The following is a 17,469-nucleotide window of genomic DNA, read 5'->3' as shown; positions in this document are numbered from 1 at the left end:
TTGCCGCATGAAAGTATATTTAATAGTCGTCGCTTGCTTCATTTTTTCTGCTCTATCGTCCGCAAACAGGCAGTTACACTCCGAGGATAAACAACAGGGAGTACCTCTCGATTCTATAGCTTTGAGTGATCCTGCAATTCTTGCCGATACCCGTACAAATACGTATTACATGACTGGAACAGGCGGTAAGCTTTGGAAAAGTAAGGATTTAAAATACTGGACAGGTCCGTATAATGTTGTTCAAATAGACACTACATCTTGGATGGGACACAAACCTATGATATGGGCTGCGGAGCTCCACAAGTATCAGGATAAATATTTCTATTTTGCCACTTTTACCAATCCGGCAGTCAAAATAGACTCTTTCAGAGGAAATGATATTGAACGCCGGGCATGTCACATTTTGGTAAGCAATAACCCTGACGGTCCCTATGTTCCTATGAAAGATCCGGTTTATCTACCCGAAAACAAACCCACTTTGGATGGCACATTCTGGATAGATAAGGATGGACTACCTTATATGATTTATTGTTATGAATGGTTGCAGACATGGGATGGTACTATGGAAAAAATCGAACTGAAACCCGATTTGAGCGGTTCTGTCGGCGAAGGAAAATTATTGTTCAAATCAAGCGATTCTCCTTGGAGCAGGGAGAAGGATAAAAGCGGAAATATAAAGCCCAATATGGTAACTGACGGTCCTTATTTATTCACGACCGGCATAGGACGGCTAGGGATGATCTGGACAAGCTGGATATATGATGTATATACTCAGGGAGTGGCATATTCTGAAAGTGGTACTTTAGACGGACCCTGGATACATGAAAAAGACCCCATTACCCCTCCGAATTTTGGGCATGGTATGCTATTCCAAACTTTTGAAGGGAAATGGCTAATGTCTGTCCATAGTCATAAAGATATAAATGGAAAATATCGTCGCATACCACATCTCTTTGAAGTAGATCTCTCCGGAGATAAGTTAAAGGTTGGCAAGATATATAGACCCTGATGCCTATGTTTTAGGTTAATGTTTATTTCTTATAACTGTTATATTCTTCATCCGTTACAGGTTCTAACCATACAACGGAGCCTTTGCTAGATTGTGTACCGATTGCTATATGCTCAAATTCGCTATCGGGTGTTGCACCATGCCAATGAACGATATCGGGAAGAATCTCTATTACATCACCTTTTTCCAATAATTGGATAGGTTTTCCCTTTTCCTGATAGTAACCTGTTCCTCTTGTACAAAGTAGAATCTGACCTCCGGGATGGGAATGCCAGTTGTTCCTGACCCCAGGCTCGAATATCACGTTCCCGACTGTTGCATCGAAATTGTCTTTGTCGGTAACCAGCATTTTTAGCCATGCCTTTCCACTGAAATAATCGTTATTGATTACCTCTCCTTTTGGAAAAATCAGAATTGTTTCTTTGTTATTTGCTGTTTCCATTCCATCATTATTTTTTTGATTATTGCAGCATGATGCAAATACGAATACTATGCTAGTTAGTAATACTATGCTAATTTTTTTCATAATTGTTATTTAAGATATTGTTTGAAAAATGAATCAAGCTTTGGCAATGATGCAGCCATATACTCAGGTCTGTCATACAGGTCTACATGTGATGCTCCGGGAACAACAAACAGCTCTTTCGGTTCTACTGCTTTATTATAAGCATCTTCGCTAAAATAAGCCGACACGGCTCGTTCGCCAATGATAAAGAGAAGTGGTCGGGGTGAGATTGTTTCAATCTGTACAAACGGAAAGAAATTCATCATCGGTGCAAGACTCGTAAAAGAGTAGCTTGTGGTAGAGTTCGGATGCTGCCCTCTTGATGTACGGTAATAATCGAAAAACTCACGTGTGTTTTCGGTATCGTTTTCGCTAAGAACGGTAGGAATTGCAGCTATATCTTTTCTAGGTTCGCCTCTGAATTCTCGTGTACGCTGCTCTCCTATTTCGTCCAGAGTTTTCATGCGTTGCTCGTATGTGATACCATCGCCTAATCCCTGCCTGCGGGCACGTCCCATATCGTACATACTGATTGTTGCAAGTGCTTTTATTCTGAGGTCGATTTGTGCTGCACTAACCGAATAACCGCCACCGCCACAAATACCGATTACTCCGATAGCCTCTGCATCTACATTTTGATGGTTACTTAAAAAGTCTACTGCTGCACTGAAGTCTTCCACACGTGTTTCAGGCGATTCTATATAACGGGGATATCCACCGCTTTCGCCATAATGAGAAGCATCGAAAGCAAGGGTTACATACCCCAATTCTGCCATTTTTTGTGCATGCAAACCTGATGTTTGTTCTTTTACACCTCCAAAGGGATGTCCTACAACGATAGCAGCATATTTCTTGCTTGCATCATAATTTGGAGGAAAGTATAAGTTACCTACTACATTAATAAGGAATCTGTTTGAGAAAGAAACTTTCTCTATTTTTACTCCGTTTACCATTTCAGAAGTAGTTAAACCTTTGCTTTGTAATACTTCATTCAATACAGATTTGGCATCATCTGCTTCTTTTTTACCTACATTCATTTCTATTATATTTATTAATTGACTTAATTGTTCTGGAGTTATCCCTACATTCAATGACAGGTTCATGTGTGAGCGAAGCATTGGTTCCACTCCTCCGATGCTTGTAAGTACTGATACTGTAACCATTTCCCTTTCAGCATAAGTCAAAACGTCACGTTCGAATATATCGGCAAAAAGATGTTCTTTCAGAAAGGTTTCTATTTCGGGACTGAATGCTGCATAGCCTGTTGTTGGTCGTCCTTCTACCTTTTCTCCTGTAAGTTGAGAGAGAATGTCTTTACCACGTTCGTATTTATCGCGTGTATCAGTTATGGGGGATGCGTCACGTCCCCAATTATCGTTTATGCCTTTCGCTTTGCGTTGATCGAGAACCGTCATAAAGGTTTGTAATCCTCGGAGACTTCTCGGAAATCCGGCATAGGCGTAAATCTGAACCAATACTTCTTTTATTTCATTGACTGTTAATCCGGCATCAAGTCCCGCATTTAGTTCTATTTGCAATTTATCAAGTTCTCCTTTGGCTGTGAAAGCGGAGATAGTAATTATTTTTTCTTGTTTTTTACTTAACATAATGTTCTGTTTATTCTGTGCATTTATACCGACAATAAATCCTAGTATCAATATCAGTGCACTTAATATTACTCTTTTCATAATTCAATATTCTCTTCTTATTAAATAAATTCTCGTTAAACCTTCTGTTTTAGAAAACGAGATTTTGTTTCAGTTGTTCCACAAACTGATCGATGCGTTGCATTTGCTGGGGAATCTCAATGCTCTGCGGGCAATGTTGAACGCATTGGTTACAATCGATACAATGGCTTGCCTGCCGCAAACGTGGAACATCTCGGTCATACCCCACCAAAAATGCCCGTCTTGCTTTACGATAATTTTTATCCTTCGAACTGGCAGGAACATTACCTTCGTTGATACATTTATTGTAGTGTGCAAAAACTCCCGGAATGTCGATACCATATGGACATGGCATACAATACTGACAAGCAGTACAGGGTACTGACGGATATTTCAGGATAATCTGAGCTGTATCTTCCAGCAATTCAAATTCCTCCTTAGTACAAGGATCGAGCGGGGCATAAGTGCGGATATTATCCTGCAAATGTTCCATGTAGGTCATACCACTCAATACAGTAAGTACATTGGGAAAGGAGCCAGCAAAGCGGAATGCCCAGGAGGCAATGCTTTCGTCGGGGCGTTGTTGCTTAAGCCGTCCCATCAGATAATTATTCATACTTGCCAGCCGCCCTCCGAGTAAAGGCTCCATGACAACAGCAGGAATATTCCGTTTTTCCAATTCCCCCAGTAAATATTCGGCATTAGTATTCCATCCCGATGCGTGCAGCCAGTCCACATAGTTTAACTGTATCTGAGCAAAATCCCATCTTACTTTACCTTCATCTTGTTGAGATAACAGAAAGTCAAAAGTTTCTATATCTCCATGAAACGACCATCCCAGATTGCGGATTCGTCCTGCTTCCCGTTCCTTTATCAGAAAATCCAACATTCCATTATCATAAAAGCGTTCCATTACAGCTTTCATTCCTCCCAAGCCAATAGCGTGCAGCAAGTAATAATCGATATAATCTACCTGAAGGTTTTCCATTGATTTACGATACAAAGCCTTTGACCCCTCAAAAGTCCTTAATTGCGGATCTTCCCGATGGGTGGAAAGTTTTGTAGCAATAAAGAATTTATCTCTTGGGTGGCGTTTAAGGGCAATACCTGTCGCAGCCTCCGAAAGCCCCCTGACATAAGGCGGAGCAGTGTCAAAGTAATTTACGCCATGTGCTATGGCATAATCTACCAAATCGTTTACCGCGTCCTGATCTATCACCTCTTCGCCTCCATTTTCAGACGGCTTCATAGGCCATCGCATACAGCCATAACCGAGTAATGATACTTTATCTTTGGTATGAGGATTAACACGGTATGTCATTTTATCTGTGGGGACATCACCTATATTGGTTCCGCCACGAGATTGCGTCTTGGGATCGCATCCATAAAAGGCTGCCGTAGATACTGCCGCACCAATGCCCAGCACTTTGAGAAAGTCTCTGCGACCTATTTCTATTTTATCTTTTTCATTCATAGCCGTTAGTAACAATTAAAGACTTATTTATTGTCCGATGAACAATTAAAATACTTATTTCATAGAGCAAGTACATGGGTAATGTAACTAAGATAAGCGTAAAAATATCCGCCGTAGGAGTTATTACAGCAGCAATTACAAGTATAATTACAATGGCGTATCGGCGGTAATGCCTCATAAAAGACGCAGACAGAAACCCGAATTTGGCAAACAACCAACAAAGTATCGGCATCTCAAAAACGATCCCCATCATCAGGCTTAGCATCATCAACGTATCGATATACGATTGAAGCGTAATCATATTTTCCACATCATCACTTACCTGATAAGTACCTAAGAAACGAAATGTCAAAGGAAAAATCAGTAAATAACTCATCAATGTACCTATAATAAATAAAAGGTATCCTCCCCCGACCATGCGTAAAGTGTATTTCTTTTCATTTGCATACAATGCAGGGGAAACAAACCTGAATAGCAAATACAATATATAGGGCGATGCACAAAGAAAACCTGTATACATAGCCACTTTCATATGTATAATAAACTGTTCAGCCAGACCTGTATTAATTAATTTCACAGAAAAAGCACCCAATGTTACTGCTGATGGAAAAAAGTAATTGCCTATATACTGTAAGACTCTGTAAGTGATAAAATTATCATTCTTGGGAGCAAGAACAATTGTAAACAGTTCTTCCTTAAATAAAAATGCTGCTATGCCAAATACAATCGTTGCCATTGCTATTCTTATAAGAGAAGCCCGCAGTTCATCCAGATGCTCCCAAAATGTCTGTGATTTGTTTACCATAATTGACAGGCTTGTTGCTCACTATTTTTCGTCATGCTTTTTTATTAGTTCAGCATTTTCTTCTTTAGAAATACCCGTTTCAATTCCATTTATTCCGTCTTTGAAACCCCGTATACCTTTTCCGATGCCTTTCATCAGTTCGGGAATTTTCTTTCCGCCAAATAACAATAAAACGATAAGAGCAATAAATAATATTTCGGGCATCCCGACACCACCGATAAATAATAACTTTGTCATATTAATTTCGTATTAGATGTTTAACAAATAAATAACCTCCGATAATCTGTAATAGCATTCCGGGTATACCCATCCTGAAATCCTGTACAGCCAGATAAAAGCTCCCTGTTAACAACCATTCTCCCAATGTGCCGATGATTTGATAAAAGAGAACTACCACAATGAGAATAGGAATAGAGATACGTTTAAAATATCCTGCGGCAAATCCCGCAGCTACCGCCAGTAATACCGATTTTATCAAAATGGCAGGCAGTACTTCAGCCGAAGGCATTGCGAATAATAGAAAATTTACCAACGGAGAGAGAACCGCCGTCAACAATCCGACTTTCCAACCGTATTTATAAGCCGCAATAAGTGTAAAAAAATAGATTGGCAACCACACCATACCACCTTGTTGTAGCAAATGGCAAAGTTGTGGTAAGGCTATGTTCCCGATGACAAAAAGCGATGCCGCTAAATAGGTTTTTACATTTCGGTAATCGAATGAATAAAGTTTTAAAGCAGTTGTTTCCATATTAAGCAGTTAAATGATTGTTTTTCATTTTTTCAATGAATGCTTCTATCAAAGGCAAAATAGCCTCAACTGATTCTTCGTTATAAGAGATTCTTTCCATCGGACACCAGTCTGATTTATCCCGGTTTTGAATATAGGGCACAATCTGGTCAAAATCTACTTTGATATTAGCATCATGCAGTATCTTCAATGCCGATAAGCTGATAACATCCGTATACAATTCTTGAATACCTCCGAGAATCATCAATGCTGCGGCTGCCTTTCCCACCACTTTATCGGCGATAGACGCATCTTTCAAAAAGTCAGGATCATTTTTTAGCAGATAGAATAAATCTGCAACCCCTCGTTGTGAAAATGCACGAATATCTCCTTTGTTTACAATCACACAGGAATAATTATCCTTATGAAGCATTCTTATTATTTCTTTCATATAGACTATCTTTTAAGTAACGTTAAATATTTAATGCGATGTTTTATCACCATAACATTCTTTGGTTGTTATACTTGCCAAGGCAATAAAAAGGTCTGAGACCTTAAATTATTTTATGTCTTTCGTGACCCTCTACATAAATAGCACTAAATGGACGTGCCGGGCAGAGGTTTTCGCAGGCTCCGCAACCAATGCACCGCTCAGTATTCACAGCCGGAATTTTAAGCGAGTCGGGATTATCGGAGAGAGGGATTAGCTGTATTGCCCCTGTCGGACAATGACGCTCACAATTCGTACATTTTACTTTGTCACGCATAACCACACAGTTTTCTTTAATCCATACAGCGTGTCCTATTTGGATAGATGATTTTTCATCAATCTTAATCCGCTTTATGGCAGCAGTCGGGCACACTTCCGAACATCTTGTACATTCGGGACGGCAATAACCTCGTTCAAAAGACATTTCGGGTTGCATGAATGTTGCCAACTTATCGGAGGGACGTAAGATATGATTCGGACAAACAGATACACACAGCCCGCAAGCTGTACAATGACGCTCCATATTGCGACTGCTTACTGAACCGGGTGGAACAATTGGAGTAGCACGCTTAGGTATTTTTTTATCTTCTATCACAGCTAATCCACCGTCAACTGCTTTCTCCTGTGCTTTAAGTGCAGATGTTAAAGCAACCAAGGCTGTAACTGAAAGGAAATTACGGCGGGACGAATCATTGCCTTCGGCAATTTGTGTTGCATCTTGTTTCTTTGATCCCATTTTTCGTGGAGCATACACCATCGCACTGCTTTTGCATTTTTCGATGCAATTCATACAGGTTACACAACGGCTGTAATCTATTGTATGTTCTTTGACATTGATACACGCAGCCTTACAATTTCGGGCACACAATCCGCATCCGTTACATTTATCCTCAATGAAAGCGGGTTTGAAAAAAGAAAACCTCGACATAAAGCCCAGCACCGTGCCCACAGGACAAATCGTATTGCAATATGTACGTCCGTTACGCCAGGCAAGGATAGCTAGAACGACAAAGGTTACAGCCGCTATCGTTAATGTTAATGCACTTTTGACCCATACATCTACCGAATAAAAGGCATAGCTATCTGCTCTTTCTGCTAGATAAGCTAATAGATTATTTCCCCATTGGTAGACAGGAACAAACAGATTCGATGCTACACGCCCATAAGTGCTATAAGGTTCGAGAATTGTAAACACTGAACTGACCCCCAGTATTAAAGCAATTGTAAAGAGTATAAGTATTCCATAGCGTAGCCACGAAAGAGCCGGAGAATAAGAAAAACGATTTTTCTTTTGTTTTGAAGCTATCCATGATATAGTATCCTGAAATACGCCTAGAGGACATATGACAGAACAGTAAATACGTCCGAAAAGTAAAGTTAATGCTATCAATATCACTACAACCCCGACATTGAAAGCCAATAAAGCCGGAACAAACTGTATCTTAGCCATCCATCCAAACCATGCATGAACCGTTCCTGTAAAATCGAGGAATAACACTGTGATTAAAATGAAAAAGAAACCGGCGAGAATAACTCTGATCTTTCGTAACATAATTATTTTATTTGCTAGATATTTTTGCCCATCTCATACGCCTCCTTCATGGCAGGCTTTTCGTCGATAGTACCCCGTTCCCGTGCTCCGTTTCCATAAACTATGCCTCGTTCCTGACCATTGTAAAGACAACGGACAAATCCCCGAAATCCCATAATTGTGCCGTCGAGTGCCTCTTTTTCCTTATCGGTACAAGTGACGATATAGTAGAACTCTTTATTCTGCAAATCTTTTTCGTAGTTATACACACGGTCGATCAAGGCTTTCATCTGAGCGGTCATCGAATAAAAATAGACAGGTGAAGAAAGGACAATCACATCTGCTGCTGCCATTTTCTTTATGATTTGGATAGCATCATCGTCATCGTTTCGTTCTCCTCTTTCATACTCCGTTTTTGCAAAAAACTTAATATCATAATCGTTAAGGTTCAGCATTTCCACCTTGTGTTTAGATTCTTCAGCACCTTTCATAAGCTGCAAACAAAGAGTTTCCGAATTACCGCCTCGTCTGGGACTTGATGAAATAATCAATACTGATTTAGGTCCCTTCTTTGATACAAAAGTATTTGGGGTGCTTGCTGTTTCTTCTTTTGCTTGCTGGTTTCCACATGAAGCAAACAGTATAGCTATAAAAGTAATAGCTGAAATTAAAAATTTATTTTTCATCGGTTTTATTAAAGTTATTCTTGATGCAATAGCTATATTTATTTTCATACCACTTAGTCGCCAAGTAATCTGGTAAACGACAGAGAACCAAGTTTCCATTTACCATCTATCGGCACATACACTTCCGTAACCATAAAGGGATTGACAACCTCATTGCCACCGACAACAGCCGTCAGGCGAATCCTGTCTAAAATGATAGCTGTGTTACCAACAAAGCGAACCGATGTTTCTTTTATTTCTGTATGCTTATAATGAATACCACCGCTTTTAATGGTATTTAATTCTTGTTCTTTAGTCATCGTACCTCCCATATGGACAAATACTGCCTCTTGATGGAAAAGGACATTTAGTGAATCTACATTACGATCTGCCATCCACTGCCATTTTTGTTTGGAGAGGCTAGTGAGCTCCTGTTTTGTACTTTCATCATACTTTTCTGTTTGTGCGAACAAACAATGTACACTCATCATTAATAAACCCAGTATCAGAACTAATACTTTCATGTTGCCGTTTAATACTACTTTCTTCATGATATGATTATTTTAATTAATTTCCTATAAACCAACTACTAACCATTATTAGATTAATCATTCATCTTAAAATTAACAAATCCTTGTTTTTGTTCAAGAGTCATATTAAAGAAGCGTTTGTCTTTGTTCAATGAACGCATTGCCGCCATTTCATCTTCGCTTAAAGCAAAGTCGAAGATGCTGATATTCTGTTTAATATAATCGGGGTTAGTTGCTCCGGGAATCACAGATAGCCCTTCTTGTATATGCCAACGAAGGATTATTTGTACAATTGATTTATTGTGCGCTTCGGCAATTTTAGCAATCACAGGGTCAGAGAGCAGACCTTTATCTCCATGTCCTAACGGATACCAACATTCTATGGCTATGCCATAGGGTTTCACTTTTTCTCGAATATCATTACGTTGAGCATAAGGATGACATTCTATCTGCAACACAGCAGGCTTTATCTTCATATTATCTACTATGGCATGGAATACTTCATCATTAGCATCAAAATTACTGATACCCAATGCACGTACTTTTCCTGCCACCACAGCTTTCTCCATATCTTTCCAAGCACCTACAAAATCTCCGACAGGTTGATGAACATACAGCAGGTCGATATAAGTTGTTTGCAGCCGGGCCAGCATTTTATCTATGGCTTCCATTGTTATGCCTTCTCCGTATTCGGATGGCCAAAGTTTGCTCGTAATCCATATCTCTTCACGGGGAATGCCGCTCTCATTAAGTGCTTCGCCTACTCCGGATTCGTTTCCGTAAGCATGGGCGGTGTCGATATGGCGATAACCGTTTTTTAATGCAACAAGGCAAGCATCCTTACAGGCATCTTTTGATGCAGTGAAAGTACCAAGACCGAATTGAGGCATCTCGATACCATTATTCAGTTTTAGCACAGGCACATTGGATTTCATATTTTGTGCATTTGCAATACTAATGTTTCCAAATAGCAGTAGTGCTATCACAAAGAGATAATTTTTCATATTTTCCATTCTGATTATTTGTTGCTTATTATACTAATCTCTTTTAACCAAGACTCTACATCGGCATTTTTATTCGTTGTGCCAAAACCTTTTAAATGTTTGGAATCGGGAGTAAGCTCCACTATATTAGCCAGAGTTTCATCTCTGAATGTTGCTTCATAGGTACAGAATGGTATGATTGTTTTCCCAGAGAAATCATAATTATCACTCTCTAAAAACGACCAGACAGCCATAGGAGCAGTGTGCCACCATACAGGACAACCAACGAAAATCGTATCATATTGGTCGAGGTTATCCACAATTGTTTTTAATTCGGGGCGAATACCATTATCCCGTTCTGCTCTTGCCACTTCGGTACAGGGTATATATTCGGTGGGATAAGGAGTTACGGTTTCTATTCTAAAAAGTGTACCTCCTGTATGATTGGCTATATTTTCAGCTACCTGCTTTGTACTACCTCCCCAACTGAAATAGACTATAAGAATTTTTCGGTCTGTTACCTCGGGAGTTTCCTGTTCCTCTTCTTCTGTCAGAGGGTTATCGTTTTTATCTGCACATGCCGATATTGGAAATACTACCAACAGCATTAACAGGGCTAAAAGTAAGTTTTTCATGTTTTTTGTTTTATGATTAATAATCTTATTCCGTTATATGTTTTTGCCTGTTTCGTAGGCTAGGGCAACTGCCAGATTTCCGGCTATTTCGCCCGCATTATAAACGCCTTTTCCTAGTATCAATCCTGCTTCCCTCACATCGGTCAGGCATTCGAGGAATCCTCTGAATGACTTTATTGTACCTTCCATTGCGTGGTCTTCCTCTTCTGCTGCGGTTGCAATCAGGTAGAAGTCTTTGTTTGCGATTTTCGTCCATTTCATAACCGAGCGGTCGATTACTGTTTTAAGCTGTGCGTTCATACAGTAGAAATAGACAGGGGTGGAAAGTACGACTACGTCTGCGGCAATTATCTTGTCGATAATTTCGGGTATGTCGTCTTTTATCACGCACTTTCCGTCATGGTTTTTGCAGTAATAGCAGGCACGGCAGTAATTCATGTCTTTATCCCGAAGGTTTATCTTTTCGATCTCATGCCCTGCTTCTTGTGCCCCACTAATGAACTGGTTGCAGAGGGTATCTGAATTGCCTCCTTTGCGGGGACTGGCTGAGATGACTAATACGTTTTTCATGGGTGTATGCTGTTATGATTTTATATTTATATTCACTTAGTAATGTATTTTTCCCAGAAGCGGACAGCATGGTCCATCCACCCTTGGGCATCGGTTCCTGTTCCTACGCCAAAGCCATGACCGGACGATTGGTATTTGTGAAACTCAACATCTACACCTGCACTACGCAGATTTTGTGAGCGTTGTTCCATAACGGATGGGGATGCTATACCGTCGTTGGCACTTACCGCAAGGAAAGTGGGTGGAAAGTCTGCCGAGTAACTGGTCTGACCTGTATATATGATAACTGCCGTGCCCGGTTTAGGTACATTATAACCAAAGTAGGATGCTCCGTACATAGCGATATTACCGACCATCCTTCCGCCTGCCGAACCGCCCCAAAGCGAGTAATTCTCTGTACTTACTTCGAGTGAACTTGCATTACGGAAGATAAATGACAGGGCTGCTGCAAGGTCTTCTGAGGCAATCTGTTCGCCCCCAATACGATATCGTATTACAAAGGCGTTATATCCTTTTTCGCTGATAACCTGAGCAAGAGGAAAGCCTTCATGCAGTGAACCGACATACGAAAAGCCACCGCCGGGACAAACCACCGCAAAAGGTGCGTTTGGATTTCCTCTGTAAAAGAATATTCCTGTATTCCTTTTAGCAGGGTCTTGTTGCTTCTGTTGTTCGGTATAGATATCATAAAATACCGTTTTGTTATCCTTAACTTCATCTATCAGATGGTTTAACGCACCTAATACCACATCGGGACGGACATTGCTGTGATATGGCATCAGTGAACCTATATTAGAAAGAGGTGTATCGTAGTAAGACGAATTATTGTCACGTGTTAAAAGCAAATCACCGAATCCTTCAAATGCAGGATGGTTTACAATATCACGGACATAATTATTCGTCGTCAGGTGTGTTCCCATATTACCGTTATTTTCTTCATCTTCGTTCCCGCTACCTGTTTCGTCTACTACTTCCTGATTGGGTTTATTTGCATTGGCAGGGTCACTTTCCGCACAATTCGTAAGAGACAGTATCAATAATAATGATAGTATCATGTTGCTTAGACGAGTTATATTATTGAATTTTGTGATTCCCATACACTTTTATTTTTTCAATCCAGTCCTTTTTCCTTTAACCACTTCGAAAGCTGATCTGCTATTTCGATATTATTAAGATCAGACATCAGAAAATGTGTATTACCATAAATACCGATCTTTGGCAGTTCTACTAAAGTGGCATCTCCGCCATGACGATTCATAGTTTCGACAAAGAGCCGTCCCAAAGCTAAACGGGTACGCCAGTTTTCGGCTCCCAGATCATTGGTTACTGCATCAGGTGCATCAGGAATATAATCGCCAAAATACATGACAATAGGTATTCTGGTAAGTTTCATAAAGTCATCCATCGAAACTTCTACTCCTTTTAATACACCTGTAAGTCCGCTTATGGGTTCGGGTAGTTCGCCTTTTGGGAACGGATATGTTCCCGGTTCATAAGCTACGATAGCTTTTACTTTATCGCTTTTAATTCCTGTTAGCCATCCGGGTAAACCTCCTTGTGAATGAGTAACTAGGATGCCGGAACCTATTTTATCAAAAAGTGCAGACATGCTGTTAGTGATTATTTCGGTATCAAAAGGTCCTGTATTGGGTGTCATTTGACGGAAAAATTGGTTCAGGCTCTCGGCATCCTGCGGGAATTGCACACCCTTGTTAAAATTCGGCCACACACCGATGCGGAATATTTCATACCACATCTGCTCATCGGCAGTCGGATCAATGGACGCAGCAAGAGTGCTTCGTCCAGCTTTTCCTCTTCGGGGTTGGTCTACGAGATAAGTGCTGAATCTTCTTCGGAGGAATATGTTCTGAAAGCCATCCCGTCCATCGGGTGTCGTTTCCCACACTTTCGATGACGAACCCGCACCGTGAAGAAATACGAGAGGTAACGGGCGGGATTTGTCAGGTATTTGATAGAAGACGTAGGCGTGGTCGCCATGATAGGTTTGCCCTTCGGGGTAGGGTTTCCAGTTGTCAAACTTGGTTGCATCGTAATTACCGGGGTTCTGAATCACTGTGCCTCCGACGGTAAAGCTGCCTTGGGATTGGAGTATAAGTAGTTTGTTCGGGTCATTTTTGTGTTGTTGGCTGAATCCTGATAAACTAAAAGGAATGAACATAGCCAAGATCGCTGTAAGTTTCATATTATATCTTATCATAATGAATGATTTTATAAAAAGCCTTTTGCTTTTACAAATATTCAATAATTATGTAAGACTTGTATTTAAGAACTGACTAAAGCGAAAATGAAACGATTATCACGAATCAGATAATAAAGGTATTTTTATTCAACCACATATTGAGCCACTTATACTATCCATTCTTTAAATTCGGCGGCTTTATTTTTACTGATGTAGATACGTTCGGGGACGTCTGTGTCAAGCGTAATAAGCAAGCGGCTATCGAACCAGATGGTTATATTCTTTACACTATTGCGGGCAATGATATATTGCTTATTAGCCCGATAAAAATCTGCGGGATTTAAAGATGTGTAAATTTGCTCCAGTGTTTTAGTGTAAGAATACGAAGTGCCGTCTTTTAAGTAAATATGTGTATTCTTATCGGTTGTATAGAAATACGACACCTCCCGTAAATCGACAGGCAGTAATTTATCTTTTATCGGAATCAAAAATTTGTCTTTGTACCTGGTTGTTGGAGTTAGTTGTGCCAATCTGGACAGGTATTGAATGATTTCGGTCTGCGTCCATTTCCTGAATTTATGCAATGCACGTTCTAATTCCTCCGATTTTATAGGCTTAAGCAAATAGTCTATACTATTCACTTTAAATGCTTCTATGGCATATTCATCATAAGCAGTTGTGAAAATAATGGGTACTTCTACTGCGATATGTTCAAAAATCAGGAATGCCGAGCCATCGGATAAGTGAATATCCATCAGAATGAGGTCTGGATCGGGATTTTTTTGTAGCCAATCAACTGTTTGCCTGACACTCTCGGTATTTCCCAATACTTCTATGGACGGATCAATCTCCTTGAGTATTTCTACCAAACTTTCATAAGCAGCCGTCTCATCTTCAACTATCAATACTTTCATACCTGATTATTTTAACGGTAAATAAACACGGAATATACTTCCATTGTTTTCAACTCTGATTTGCTTATTCATTAATAATGAAAAACGATTTTCCAAGTTTTTCAGTCCCGTACCATTCGTTACAGGGGATGATAGTTTAGGGTATATAGGGTTGGATATGACCAGTTCTTTATCATCATTAAGATAAATGGAAACTACCATTTTATGATCGCTGTCTATCATATTGTGAACAACTATATTGTCAAGAACGGGAAGGATCGATAGCACAGGCAATTTGCTTGACAGTATGTCCTTATCTACATCTATAGTATATTCCAATTTATTGGCAAAACGCACCTCCATCATATAGCGGAATGCATTTACAAATTCGAGTTCTTCTTCGATTGTTACTAGTCCTTTTTTATCGCTTTGCAGGATATAGCGAAATACGTCCGAAAGCTTATTGACATAAGTAAGTGTAATCTCATCATTTTTCTTTCGGATCAGAGCAGTCAAGCCATTTAAGGAATTGAAGAAGAAATGTGGATTAATCTGATTTGTCAGGGCATCGTAACGGCTTTGCAGATTTTCAATCTTTAGCAGTTCTATTTCCTGTTCCTTTTTTCGCTGTTCAATATATAGTAAATAAATATAGCCCATCAGTGTGGCTAGAATACACACTATAAAGAATTGAAATAGCACCAGACTACCAAAATGCCTGACCTTTAAGTCTATCAAAAAAGCTGTTCCGCCATAAACAGCATAAGCACCAATACTAATCAAGGCGTTATATCCGAAACGTTTTTGGAAGGAAAGCGTTTTTATTTTCTGTAAATTTATTTTTATCAATAAAAAAATAAAAGAGGTATAGAACACATAGCGAAAACCAAATAATAAAAGATAATGTGTTCGTCGGGTTTCTTCCACAAGGCTCAATTCCCACGGTATCCATGTTATATTAGGATAGATAATAAAAACAGCACTGATCAGGCTAATCCATAACAGTTTATATGTAGAGTATTTATCTAAAATATTCATTTCATAGTGTTTTGTTGTAAAAATAAGACTTTTATTTTCTCTATGACTAAAAAGTGATATGCAAATTGTATCTATGAAATTATGATCTTTTTCTAAATGGTTGTAGTTTTAAATAAGTAGCCGAACGCCAAAACCATTCTAGCGGACCATATAAATAGTATTTCAGCCAATATTTACTGATTATGAGCTGTACTGTATATATTGCCAATCCCAATAGAAAGACTTCTGTTGCTCCCCAACTTCCAAAAATTGAACCGAATGCCCATGCAGAAAATATAATTGCCCCCAATACACTTTGCATTACATAGTTTGATAATCCCATACGTCCGTAAGGGGTCATCACATTCAGACATTTTCCAATGCCGTTTATTTGGTAAAGTATAATAAAACCCACCACTAAAGCTGCGGAGAACAATACAGTATGGATATCTTTCAAAGCCATAACTATGAACACGGAAGGACTAATATCGCTGCTGTCCAGCCCCATTAAAATCGCCCGTGTTGATGGTGGTTCAGGAAGCAAGCCTACAATATAGTTTATTGCTATGGCAGCAAGAATAAATCCTGCTAAAAGAATCATATTCCTTCTCTTGTGTAAATATACTTCTTCAAAAAAGCGTTTACGACCTATAACTAATCCCAAAATAAAGAGTGCCAGTGTAATGTACGCACGTCCATACATCCCGAATTGATAATTAAGCTTTCTTTCCAATCCTATGGTCAGATTATTCTTTGCCGATTTGAAGAAAGAAGGTTTTTCCATCTGTGAACTGGTAGATCGGGGTGCAGAATCACGAAGCACGGTTTCTGTTTGTTCCGTTTTTACAATTCGGTCATAGCTTGTTATTAATATGCGGGGAAGTCCCAATAACAAAAGGGCAACAATAATCATCAGCATCCAACTTTTGAAGCGGAAAAGAAAAACCATTATTACTCCGAATACGGCATATATGGATAGTATATCGCCTGTAAAGAAACAATTTCCGATTATGCCTATGAAAAAAAGGATAGCCATACGCCACAAAAAACGTTTACGAAAATCAATTCCTTTTTTTGTTGCTCTATCCATTTGTATAAAGAAACTCAAACCGAATAAAAAGGCAAAGATGTTAATAAACTTCCCCATGATTACATTTTGAGTAAGCCACTGAATTGTGTCATCAAATTGAGAGAGTAACGTTTCCCTTGGCTCCATAGGGAAGGAAAAGATACCAAAGTGTTGTGACATGTGCATAAGTATAACACCCAACAATGCGAATCCTCTTAATGCATCTATTACTGTGATTCGGCTTAAAGGAGTTGAGGAAGATTTATTTTGTTCCATTACTTTTAATTTTAGGTCTAAAAGTAAGGTCGTAAATTATTCATTGTTCCTCTTTGGGTAGCAAAACGAAAAATCAGGTATGTTCACGAAAATATATTTAAAAAAGTAATCCATGAATAATGTATCGTCAGGACAAATGGTAAGTGAAGTTGCAATTGAATTAAGGTTTCAGTCCAAGTCCATGCAGTATTTTAACAGGCTATTCCATATAAATGTTGGGAGGTACTTAGAATGAATACAGATCGGAGAACTTATTGAAACTCCTTTTCGGTTAATAATTGGCAAAACAAACAGGAACCGGATAAAGAGTCTTGGTTTAATAATCATGCGAATCAGTATTTAAAAAATTAGATAAATAAATGCGATTGCAATTTTACCCATCGTATGTACTAGTAGTCCGGATGTTGATCTGACTTTCTG

Annotated in this window: 19 protein-coding genes; 1 reads left to right on the top strand and 18 read right to left on the bottom strand. The window is 39.3% G+C overall.

Annotated features, from left to right (window positions below; translation table 11 throughout):
• The first annotated feature begins 7 nt into the window (after positions 1–7).
• Positions 8–1,009, top strand: coding sequence for a glycoside hydrolase family 43 protein (locus CLV62_RS18840; protein WP_110312326.1), 1,002 nt, complete (start codon positions 8–10; stop codon positions 1,007–1,009).
• 22 nt (positions 1,010–1,031) lie between these two features.
• On the opposite strand, the gene CLV62_RS18835 is transcribed toward CLV62_RS18840, so the two are convergent.
• The 18 genes from CLV62_RS18835 to CLV62_RS18750 form a co-directional block, all read right to left on the bottom strand.
• On the bottom strand, positions 1,032–1,535 hold the full coding sequence (locus tag CLV62_RS18835) for a cupin domain-containing protein (RefSeq protein ID WP_110312325.1): 504 nt from the start codon (positions 1,533–1,535) through the stop codon (positions 1,032–1,034).
• Between the two features lie 5 nt (positions 1,536–1,540).
• Positions 1,541–3,202: a carboxymuconolactone decarboxylase family protein gene (locus CLV62_RS18830; protein ID WP_110312324.1), complete on the bottom strand. Its 1,662-nt coding sequence runs from the start codon at positions 3,200–3,202 to the stop codon at positions 1,541–1,543.
• A 49-nt stretch (positions 3,203–3,251) separates the two neighbouring features.
• Positions 3,252–4,655 carry an aldo/keto reductase gene (locus CLV62_RS18825; protein WP_110312323.1) on the bottom strand — a complete coding sequence of 468 codons (1,404 nt, stop codon included), beginning with the start codon at positions 4,653–4,655 and terminating at the stop codon, positions 3,252–3,254.
• Positions 4,648–5,460, bottom strand: coding sequence for a twin-arginine translocase subunit TatC (gene tatC / locus CLV62_RS18820; RefSeq protein ID WP_110312322.1), 813 nt, complete (start codon positions 5,458–5,460; stop codon positions 4,648–4,650). Before tatC ends, CLV62_RS18825 begins: the two co-directional genes overlap by 8 nt.
• A gap of 21 nt (positions 5,461–5,481) precedes the next feature.
• Entirely contained in the window at positions 5,482–5,697 is a 216-nt protein-coding gene (locus CLV62_RS18815) for a Sec-independent protein translocase subunit TatA/TatB (protein WP_110312321.1), read from the bottom strand.
• A 1-nt stretch (position 5,698) separates the two neighbouring features.
• Positions 5,699–6,211, bottom strand: coding sequence for an ECF transporter S component (locus CLV62_RS18810; protein ID WP_110312320.1), 513 nt, complete (start codon positions 6,209–6,211; stop codon positions 5,699–5,701).
• Between the two features lies 1 nt (position 6,212).
• Positions 6,213–6,641, bottom strand: a complete 429-nt coding sequence (locus tag CLV62_RS18805) for a DUF1893 domain-containing protein (RefSeq protein WP_110312319.1) — start codon at positions 6,639–6,641, stop codon at positions 6,213–6,215.
• 103 nt (positions 6,642–6,744) lie between these two features.
• Positions 6,745–8,232, bottom strand: a complete 1,488-nt coding sequence (locus CLV62_RS18800; RefSeq protein WP_110312318.1) for a 4Fe-4S binding protein — start codon at positions 8,230–8,232, stop codon at positions 6,745–6,747.
• 14 nt (positions 8,233–8,246) lie between these two features.
• Positions 8,247–8,897 carry a flavodoxin family protein gene (locus tag CLV62_RS18795; RefSeq protein ID WP_110312352.1) on the bottom strand — a complete coding sequence of 217 codons (651 nt, stop codon included), beginning with the start codon at positions 8,895–8,897 and terminating at the stop codon, positions 8,247–8,249.
• A 53-nt stretch (positions 8,898–8,950) separates the two neighbouring features.
• Entirely contained in the window at positions 8,951–9,427 is a 477-nt protein-coding gene (locus tag CLV62_RS18790) for a nuclear transport factor 2 family protein (protein WP_221409260.1), read from the bottom strand.
• Between the two features lie 53 nt (positions 9,428–9,480).
• A complete protein-coding gene (locus CLV62_RS18785; RefSeq protein WP_245904131.1) occupies positions 9,481–10,410 on the bottom strand; it encodes an aldo/keto reductase in 930 nt (309 codons plus the stop codon).
• A 14-nt stretch (positions 10,411–10,424) separates the two neighbouring features.
• Positions 10,425–11,024: a flavodoxin gene (locus tag CLV62_RS18780; RefSeq protein ID WP_110312317.1), complete on the bottom strand. Its 600-nt coding sequence runs from the start codon at positions 11,022–11,024 to the stop codon at positions 10,425–10,427.
• 33 nt (positions 11,025–11,057) lie between these two features.
• The gene (locus CLV62_RS18775; protein ID WP_110312316.1) at positions 11,058–11,594 is read right to left on the bottom strand and encodes a flavodoxin family protein; all 537 of its coding nucleotides are present in this window, start codon (positions 11,592–11,594) and stop codon (positions 11,058–11,060) included.
• Positions 11,595–11,626: 32 nt separating this feature from the next.
• Positions 11,627–12,691, bottom strand: a complete 1,065-nt coding sequence (locus CLV62_RS18770) for an alpha/beta hydrolase (protein ID WP_221409258.1) — start codon at positions 12,689–12,691, stop codon at positions 11,627–11,629.
• 14 nt (positions 12,692–12,705) lie between these two features.
• Entirely contained in the window at positions 12,706–13,812 is a 1,107-nt protein-coding gene (locus tag CLV62_RS18765) for an alpha/beta hydrolase (RefSeq protein WP_221409257.1), read from the bottom strand.
• Between the two features lie 149 nt (positions 13,813–13,961).
• Complete coding sequence (locus CLV62_RS18760; protein ID WP_110312315.1) at positions 13,962–14,708, bottom strand: LytR/AlgR family response regulator transcription factor; 747 nt, start codon at positions 14,706–14,708, stop codon at positions 13,962–13,964.
• 6 nt (positions 14,709–14,714) lie between these two features.
• Complete coding sequence (locus CLV62_RS18755) at positions 14,715–15,725, bottom strand: sensor histidine kinase (protein ID WP_110312314.1); 1,011 nt, start codon at positions 15,723–15,725, stop codon at positions 14,715–14,717.
• A 79-nt stretch (positions 15,726–15,804) separates the two neighbouring features.
• The gene (locus CLV62_RS18750) at positions 15,805–17,049 is read right to left on the bottom strand and encodes a DUF418 domain-containing protein (protein WP_110312313.1); all 1,245 of its coding nucleotides are present in this window, start codon (positions 17,047–17,049) and stop codon (positions 15,805–15,807) included.
• Positions 17,050–17,469 lie beyond the last annotated feature (420 nt).

The sequence above is a fragment of the Indolivaga alginatilytica genome (assembly GCF_003201355.1).
Taxonomy (GTDB): domain Bacteria; phylum Bacteroidota; class Bacteroidia; order Bacteroidales; family Dysgonomonadaceae; genus Dysgonomonas_A; species Dysgonomonas_A alginatilytica.
This window is presented reverse-complemented; position numbering and strand designations above follow the sequence as displayed.

Coding starts and splice junctions, on each gene's coding strand:
- CLV62_RS18840 (WP_110312326.1), top strand. CDS start 8: ATGAAAGTATATTTAATAGTCGTCGCTTGCTTCATTTTTTCTGCTCTA.
- CLV62_RS18835 (WP_110312325.1), bottom strand. CDS start 1,535: ATGAAAAAAATTAGCATAGTATTACTAACTAGCATAGTATTCGTATTT.
- CLV62_RS18830 (WP_110312324.1), bottom strand. CDS start 3,202: ATGAAAAGAGTAATATTAAGTGCACTGATATTGATACTAGGATTTATT.
- CLV62_RS18825 (WP_110312323.1), bottom strand. CDS start 4,655: ATGAATGAAAAAGATAAAATAGAAATAGGTCGCAGAGACTTTCTCAAA.
- tatC (WP_110312322.1), bottom strand. CDS start 5,460: ATGGTAAACAAATCACAGACATTTTGGGAGCATCTGGATGAACTGCGG.
- CLV62_RS18815 (WP_110312321.1), bottom strand. CDS start 5,697: ATGACAAAGTTATTATTTATCGGTGGTGTCGGGATGCCCGAAATATTA.
- CLV62_RS18810 (WP_110312320.1), bottom strand. CDS start 6,211: ATGGAAACAACTGCTTTAAAACTTTATTCATTCGATTACCGAAATGTA.
- CLV62_RS18805 (WP_110312319.1), bottom strand. CDS start 6,641: ATGAAAGAAATAATAAGAATGCTTCATAAGGATAATTATTCCTGTGTG.
- CLV62_RS18800 (WP_110312318.1), bottom strand. CDS start 8,232: ATGTTACGAAAGATCAGAGTTATTCTCGCCGGTTTCTTTTTCATTTTA.
- CLV62_RS18795 (WP_110312352.1), bottom strand. CDS start 8,897: ATGAAAAATAAATTTTTAATTTCAGCTATTACTTTTATAGCTATACTG.
- CLV62_RS18790 (WP_221409260.1), bottom strand. CDS start 9,427: ATGAAGAAAGTAGTATTAAACGGCAACATGAAAGTATTAGTTCTGATA.
- CLV62_RS18785 (WP_245904131.1), bottom strand. CDS start 10,410: ATGAAAAATTATCTCTTTGTGATAGCACTACTGCTATTTGGAAACATT.
- CLV62_RS18780 (WP_110312317.1), bottom strand. CDS start 11,024: ATGAAAAACTTACTTTTAGCCCTGTTAATGCTGTTGGTAGTATTTCCA.
- CLV62_RS18775 (WP_110312316.1), bottom strand. CDS start 11,594: ATGAAAAACGTATTAGTCATCTCAGCCAGTCCCCGCAAAGGAGGCAAT.
- CLV62_RS18770 (WP_221409258.1), bottom strand. CDS start 12,691: ATGGGAATCACAAAATTCAATAATATAACTCGTCTAAGCAACATGATA.
- CLV62_RS18765 (WP_221409257.1), bottom strand. CDS start 13,812: ATGATAAGATATAATATGAAACTTACAGCGATCTTGGCTATGTTCATT.
- CLV62_RS18760 (WP_110312315.1), bottom strand. CDS start 14,708: ATGAAAGTATTGATAGTTGAAGATGAGACGGCTGCTTATGAAAGTTTG.
- CLV62_RS18755 (WP_110312314.1), bottom strand. CDS start 15,725: ATGAATATTTTAGATAAATACTCTACATATAAACTGTTATGGATTAGC.
- CLV62_RS18750 (WP_110312313.1), bottom strand. CDS start 17,049: ATGGAACAAAATAAATCTTCCTCAACTCCTTTAAGCCGAATCACAGTA.